Source organism: Thermodesulfobacteriota bacterium (assembly GCA_035325995.1).
In the GTDB taxonomy this organism is placed as follows: Bacteria; Desulfobacterota_D; UBA1144; order Nemesobacterales; family UBA2774; genus JADLGH01.
Genome location: DAOKYU010000030.1, coordinates 1 through 6,629 on the forward strand (window position 1 = coordinate 1; position 6,629 = coordinate 6,629).

A 6,629-nucleotide genomic window follows, 5' to 3' on the forward strand; every position below is an offset into this window, starting at 1 on the left:
CTGACGCGCTTCAAGTGACTTTAGCAACTTCGTTGCTACGTCGAAAAAGACACTACGTGTCCCCGGCCCGGCGGCTCGCAGCCGCACGCAATCGAAGTAGCCACCTTCCGCTATAACCTCCAAACGCGCTTCCGATGCATATGCCTCTGAATGTGATTCGTCGAAAATCACACGTACGTGTGTACTTTTGGTCAGTCAAAAGTAGAAAGCCTTATACCGACCTTACCAGTTAAGTATAAAACTTCCCCTTCAGCCACTGGAGACCCCAGCAGTAAACAATCGAAGCGGCAGCGCTTTGCCATTGCCACCAGCCGCGCTTCAGGTGGTTTTAGCAACTTCGGCGCTACATCGAGAAACACACATGCGTGTGTGGTCAGTCAAAGGTAGAGAAGATTTTGTAGTTGCCTTAATGCTCTTTTAAAGCGAGATCCCGGATCAAGTCCGGGATGACGGATTAAGAAGGATTCCGGCGGAGCACCGAAGGTGCGACGCCTTTACAACACATACCTCACCACCACCTGAAGCACCACGTTCGCATACACCCCGGCGGCGACGTCGTCCATCACTATCCCCATCCCTCCGCCCAGCCGCTCCAGCCTTCTCGCGGGCGGGGGCTTCGTAATGTCGAACAGCCGGAAGAGGAAAAATCCGAGTACGGCCGACGTCACCGTCACAGGGGCGAAAGCCATCGTCACGAGATACCCCGAAACCTCGTCCGCGACTATAAACCCCGGGTCCGTCCTCCCCGACGAGCGCTCCACGACGTCCGAGGCCCACACCGATACCGCGATCACGGCGACCGTCAGAAGCACATAAACATATGGTGGAGTAAACGAGAAGAGATAATAAAGCGGAATGGCGGCGATGGTGCCGATGGTTCCGGAGCCGTACGGGAAATAACCCGTCCCGAAGAAAGTCGCGACGAGCTTTGCGGCGCCCTGTTTCAGGTGAGCACCCCTTCCACCCTGAGGAGGTCCTTCTTTATATCTATGCCGCCCGTGTATCCGCCGAGCCCGTCCGACGCGACCACCCTGTGGCACGGGACGACTATCGGCAGCGGATTGACGCCGACGGCGTTGCCGACGGCCCGCGCCGCGCCGGGCCTGCCGACCTTCTCGGCCAGCTCGCCGTACGTCGTCAGCTTCCCGTAGGGCACGGTCCTCAGCTTTTCCCACACCGCCCTCTGGAACTCAGTCCCCGACGTCATGTCCAGCGGCGTCTTGAACTCTGTCAGCATGCCCTCGAAATAAAGCTCGATCTCCCTCGCCATCTCGGCCGCCGGGCCGCCCGGGACGAGCCCCTGCGGCGCGGTCCTTTCGAGATAGTCCCTGAAGCCCCTCTCCCCGAAGAATATCTTCGAGACGCCCCTCTCCGTCGATGTGACGAAGACCTGCCCTATTCGCGTGATTACGGAAGAAAAATAAACGTCGCTCATGGTTATGCGGAATGGCCCCCTTTGCCAAATCAGTTTCCACGAGGGGGCGGGGTTGTCAAGGAATCCGGGCTTCCCCGCCACGTCGGCCGCGGCAGGGCGCGCGCCGAGGCCCCCGCCAATCCTTGAAATTCCCCCCAAAGTACGTAGAATCTCTACAGCTATCGTGCAATCCCCACACGGATAAGGGAGAAAATACAAAGTATGTCAAAAGGTTTGGAAAACAACTGGGCGCTCATTCTGGGCGCGTCGAGCGGCTTCGGCGAGGCCGCGGCGATAGAGCTTGCATCGCGCGGTATGAACATCTTCGGCGTCCACCTCGACAGGAAAGGCACGATGCCCAAGGTCGAGGAGATAAAGGAAAAGATAAAAAGCCGCGGCAGGCAGGCGAGCTTTTTTAACGTAAACGCCGCCGACGCCGACCAAAGGTCCGAGGTCCTTGGCGAGATCGAGCAGATTCTCGACGAGCACAAGAACCCCTCGGGCGTCAGGGTGCTGATCCACTCCCTCGCCTTCGGCACGTTAAAGCCCTACATCGCCGGGGACGAAAAGGCGCGCGTCTCCGCGAAGAACATGGACATGACGCTCGACGTCATGGCGCACAGCCTCGTCTACTGGGCCCAGGAGCTCGTCGCGAGGGGGCTCATGACGGACGGCGGGCGCATATTCGCCATGACCAGCGCCGGGGGGCACAGGGTATGGCCGACGTACGGGCCTGTATCGGCGTCGAAGGCCGCCCTCGAATCGCACATACGGCAGCTCGCCGTCGAGCTCTCGAAGCACGGCATCACGGCGAACGCCATACAGGCGGGCGTGACGGAAACCCCGGCACTCAGCAAGATTCCGGGCAACGACGAGATAATCAGGCACGCCGTCGAAGTCAATCCCGGCGGCAGGCTCACGACCACCGAAGACGTGGCCAGGGCCATATACGCCCTGTCGTTGCCTGAGACGTCGTGGCTCACGGGCAACGTTATAAAGGTGGACGGCGGCGAGGACCTTATATAAGGAAACAGTCAGGCGCGGCTTCTTGCCTGACCCGGTATTTTAGTTTGTCATTCCCAATGATTTCGAGCGGGCGAGGAATCGGACGCGGTTCATTTACACAACAAGTGTTTATCCGGTACCGCTCGAAACCTGTTTACACATTGGGAATCCAGTCTTTATAATGTGTCGTTGCGAGGGAACGCTTTCCGTGACCGCGGCAATCTCGTCGTTTTGTTTAATGCTTTTATAAAAACATCGATTCCTTTTGCTGCATGAACGACAGGTAAAAGGCCCGATCGGAGAAAAGACAGAAATAATGGCAAAGAAAGTCACACTCTACAACACGCTCTCACAAAAGAAAGAAGAGCTCTCGCCCCTCGGCGAAGGCAAGATAAAAATGTACGTCTGCGGGCCGACGGTCTACGACTCGGCTCACCTGGGGCACGCCCGCGCGGCGGTCACGTTCGACGTCATTTTCAGGTTCCTTACGCATATCGGATACGACGTCACATACGCCCGAAACTTCACCGACGTAGACGACAAGATCATACACAAGGCGACACAGACCGGCGCGACGGCAGACGAAGTCGCCGAGAAATATATAAAGGAATACAGGGACGACATGGCCTCCATAGGCGTAAAGAGGCCGACCGTAGAGCCCCGCGTAACCGAGCACATGCCCGAGATCATAGACCTCGTCGGCAGGATAATCGACAAGGGCTACGCCTACACGTCCGGAGGCGACGTATTCTTTTCCGTGAAGAAATTCAAGGGCTACGGCAAGCTCTCACGTAGAGACCCGGACGACATGCTCGCCGGAACGCGTATCGATATTAACGAATTAAAGGAGGACCCGCTCGACTTCGCGCTGTGGAAGGCCGCCAAGCCCGGCAAGCCCTTTTGGAAGAGCCCGTGGGGCGACGGCCGGCCCGGCTGGCACATCGAGTGCTCTACGATGAGCATGAAGTATCTCGGCGAGAGCTTCGACATACACGGCGGAGGGAAAGACCTCATCTTCCCCCACCACGAAAACGAGATAGCGCAGTCAGAGTGTGTTACCGATAAGCAGTTTGCTAAATACTGGATTCACAACGGGCTTATTCAAATCAACCGCGAGAAAATGTCCAAGTCCGTCGGCAATATTCTGAACGTAAAGGACGCCGTCGCGACGTGGAACAAGGAGGCGATAAGGCTCTTCTTCCTCTCGCACCAGTACTTAAACCCCGCCGATTTCTCCGACGTCACAATGAATGAGGCAGAGACCGCACTCGAAAGGCTTTATATCACCCTGAAGCGCGCCGGCGACCAGCAGAAGAACGGAAGCGGCGGCGAAGACCCCGAGCTCTCCGGGGCTGCAAGGGCGTTTAAGGAAAAATGGATAGAGACGATGTGCGACGACTTCAACACGGCGGACGCCATCGGCAGCCTCTTCGAGCTCACGCGCGCCATAAACAGGTCGATAGACGCCCGGGGCTGGACGCCTTCCCTCACCGAAGCGCTTACCGAAATAAAGCATTTCGGCGGCGTGCTCGGCATACTGGAGTACGACCCGTCCGAATACCTGCAATCGATAAAGCTCCAGAAGAAAGCCGGGGCGATTTCGAGCGAAGAGATAGAAGGTCTGATAGAGGAAAGGAACGCCGCCCGTAAGGAAAAGAACTGGAAGCGGGCCGACGAGATAAGGGATTACCTGTCAGACAAGGGAATTCTCCTCGAAGACAAGCCCGAGGGAACTCTCTGGAGGGTGAAGGGCTAGGCACCCGGACCGGATAAGGGGACATTCCGCCCGTTAACCCCCATCCTTCACGATAAGGAAGCCCCGGGAATCACTCCCTTTTACTTCGCCATCCCGGCGTAAGTAACGGGCCTCGTATCGCCGAACGTATTGACGAGCGTGTCCATGAACTCCTGCGTATGGTCGAAGCAGAAGTGATAGGTCAGCGTCTCCCTTCCGCCGCGGCTCGAAACGGTAATCTGCTCGTAATGCCTGCTACAAAGGTCCTTCTGACAAAGCGCGCACGACTTTATAGACATCCTCTCCCCCTCGCTCTTACACCTCTCGCCGTCGTCGTGCACGTGGTCGCACTGGAATATTTCAACGGATATCGTCTTGCTGGACATCTTGGAAAAACCTCCTGTGAATGCTGCGCCCGGGCGTCTCGCGCCCCGGCGTTTACCTCGTGGGCCTGTAATTAAAGTTTACCGCCCCCCGCAAGACAGATTAAACTAAATCGCGCGGAATAAGTCAATATTCTTTTCCGGGGGGCTAGTTGAGCGTAACCCCATAACCCGTCTGCGGCACGGGCCTCGTGTTCCCGAATTTAAGGGCCAGCGTCTCCAGGAACTCGTCCGTATGATGCGGGCAGAAGTAATAGGTAAAGTAATCCCTCGTGCCGTGTACGGTGACCGTCGAAAGCTCGTAATGCTTTATGCAGAGGTCCTTCCCGCATAAGCTGCAGGTTCTTATCGCCTCCCGGTCGCCGTCCCGCTCACACCTCCCGCCGCCCTCGTCCACGTGATCGCACTGGAATAATTCGATCTGGATCGTTTTCTTCGACATCCCTTTCTCCGGGCCGCGTCGGCCGCGCCTCTCTCTATTAAAGTAGATAACCTCCGGCAAGTCAATACATTTTTGCCCGCGGGGGCTCTCCGGCCCGTCTTCCCGAAGTTAAACCGCAGCTTGAAAATACCCCGCCTCTAATGTATAAATCTTAAGGATGATTACCGCACAGGAAAGCCTTTACGGGGCGATAAAATATCTCCAGACGAGATTCACCGGCCGCCCGAAGCTCGTAAACCTCGAAATCACGAAACTCTGTAACGCCAAGTGCGACTTTTGCGATTACTGGCAAACGCGCCACGAAGAGCGCATCTACGACTACCGCCCGGTGATAAAGCTCATCAACCCCCTCGTCGTCGTCATCACGGGCGGCGAGCCCATGCTCCGGAAAGACCTCCCCGACATCGTCCGCCAGGTCAAGGAATCGTCCTACTTCATATTCACGTCGATGGTCACCAAGGGCGACCTTCTCACGGTCGACAAGGCCCAGGCGCTTTACGACGCCGGCATCAACCAGATAGCCATTTCGCTCGACTTCCCCGGCCCGAAGCACGACGTCTACAGGGGCGTCCCGGGGCTGTGGGACCACCTCTCCGAGCTCATGCCCGCCCTGGGAAAGAAATTCCCCAAGGGCAAGGTAACGATGAACACGATCATCATGGAAGACAATATGGACCAGATACCCGAGCTCGCTGCCAGGGCGCACGAGTGGGGCGTCTGCATATCGTTCAGCTCCTATTCCGTGATGAAGACGAACAACGAGGAGCACTTCGTCCACCCGAAAGAGCTCGACAGGGTAAAGAGCCTCGTTAAGGAGCTCGTCCGCCTCCGGAGGAAGTGGAAGGGCACTATACTCTCCACCGAATACTACCTCAACGAAATCCCGAAGTACTTCGAAACGGGCGGCATACCCGGCTGCACCGCGGGCATAAGCCACATCCAGGTCACGCCCTCCGGGCACTTAAAGCGCTGCTCCGAAATGCCGATCACGGCGCACTTCTCGGAATATACGCCAAAGCTCTACGAAGAGACCAAGTGCACTGCCTGCTGGTACGCCTGCAGGGGCGAAACCCAGACACCCGCCAACATCAAGCGCGCCCTCGAATATATGGGCGTCTGGATCTGAGCGGGCAGCGCCCGCAGGTAGAGGAATCCCCACACTTCTGTCATTCCTGCGGAGGCAGGAATCTATTCATTTCTATTTATTTCCAGTCATTCCCGAATGCTTTTATTCATCGCGGCGAAGCCGGATTGGGAATCCAGTACGCCACGCGTGCACGAACCCGACGTCGCGGCCACTACCGCGACCCCACACTTCCGTCATTCCGAACTACGATTTCGAGCGAGCGAGGAATCGGACGCCACGGGCCGACTGCAGGGAAGCTCATATAGTACGGCTCCATAGCATATCAAATCAAAATATTCAGGATCTCGCTTTTAATGTTTGTTTCTGCCATTCCTGCAACGATTCCGAGCGAGTGAGGAATCGGACGCCGCTGATTCATAGCACATATGTTAATCTGGTACCGCTCGAAACCTGCCTATACATCGGGAATCCAGTCTTTACTTTTCGTCCCCCCTTAGAAAAAGGGGGGGTACAGACCTGGGAGAGTGGTAACAAACGTTCGGGGACATAGGTAACACTTTTTT

7 protein-coding genes are annotated in these 6,629 nt (G+C 56.8%); 3 read left to right on the forward strand and 4 right to left on the reverse strand.

Translation table 11 applies throughout. From position 1 onward, the window contains the following. Positions 1-494: 494 nt before the first annotated feature. Together PKC29_15335 and PKC29_15340 are read right to left on the reverse strand one after the other, a co-directional pair. The gene (locus tag PKC29_15335; GenBank protein HML96792.1) at positions 495-1,040 is read right to left on the reverse strand and encodes a phosphatidylglycerophosphatase A; all 546 of its coding nucleotides are present in this window, start codon (positions 1,038-1,040) and stop codon (positions 495-497) included. Continuing rightward, positions 944-1,435: a methylated-DNA--[protein]-cysteine S-methyltransferase gene (locus PKC29_15340; GenBank protein ID HML96793.1), complete on the reverse strand. Its 492-nt coding sequence runs from the start codon at positions 1,433-1,435 to the stop codon at positions 944-946. The genes PKC29_15335 and PKC29_15340 overlap by 97 nt, the downstream gene beginning before the upstream one ends. A gap of 201 nt (positions 1,436-1,636) precedes the next feature. Between PKC29_15340 and PKC29_15345 the strand changes: the two genes are divergently transcribed. Then, a complete protein-coding gene (locus tag PKC29_15345; protein HML96794.1) occupies positions 1,637-2,440 on the forward strand; it encodes an SDR family oxidoreductase in 804 nt (267 codons plus the stop codon). A 295-nt stretch (positions 2,441-2,735) separates the two neighbouring features. Further along, positions 2,736-4,175, forward strand: coding sequence for a cysteine--tRNA ligase (cysS, locus tag PKC29_15350; GenBank protein ID HML96795.1), 1,440 nt, complete (start codon positions 2,736-2,738; stop codon positions 4,173-4,175). Between the two features lie 80 nt (positions 4,176-4,255). On the opposite strand, the gene PKC29_15355 is transcribed toward cysS, so the two are convergent. Further along, the gene (locus PKC29_15355) at positions 4,256-4,540 is read right to left on the reverse strand and encodes a hypothetical protein (protein HML96796.1); all 285 of its coding nucleotides are present in this window, start codon (positions 4,538-4,540) and stop codon (positions 4,256-4,258) included. Between the two features lie 145 nt (positions 4,541-4,685). Continuing rightward, a complete protein-coding gene (locus tag PKC29_15360) occupies positions 4,686-4,979 on the reverse strand; it encodes a hypothetical protein (protein HML96797.1) in 294 nt (97 codons plus the stop codon). Positions 4,980-5,136: 157 nt separating this feature from the next. Here PKC29_15360 and PKC29_15365 point away from each other — a divergent pair, with 157 nt between their 5' ends. After that, on the forward strand, positions 5,137-6,105 hold the full coding sequence (locus PKC29_15365; GenBank protein HML96798.1) for a radical SAM protein: 969 nt from the start codon (positions 5,137-5,139) through the stop codon (positions 6,103-6,105). The last annotated feature ends 524 nt before the right edge of the window (positions 6,106-6,629 follow it).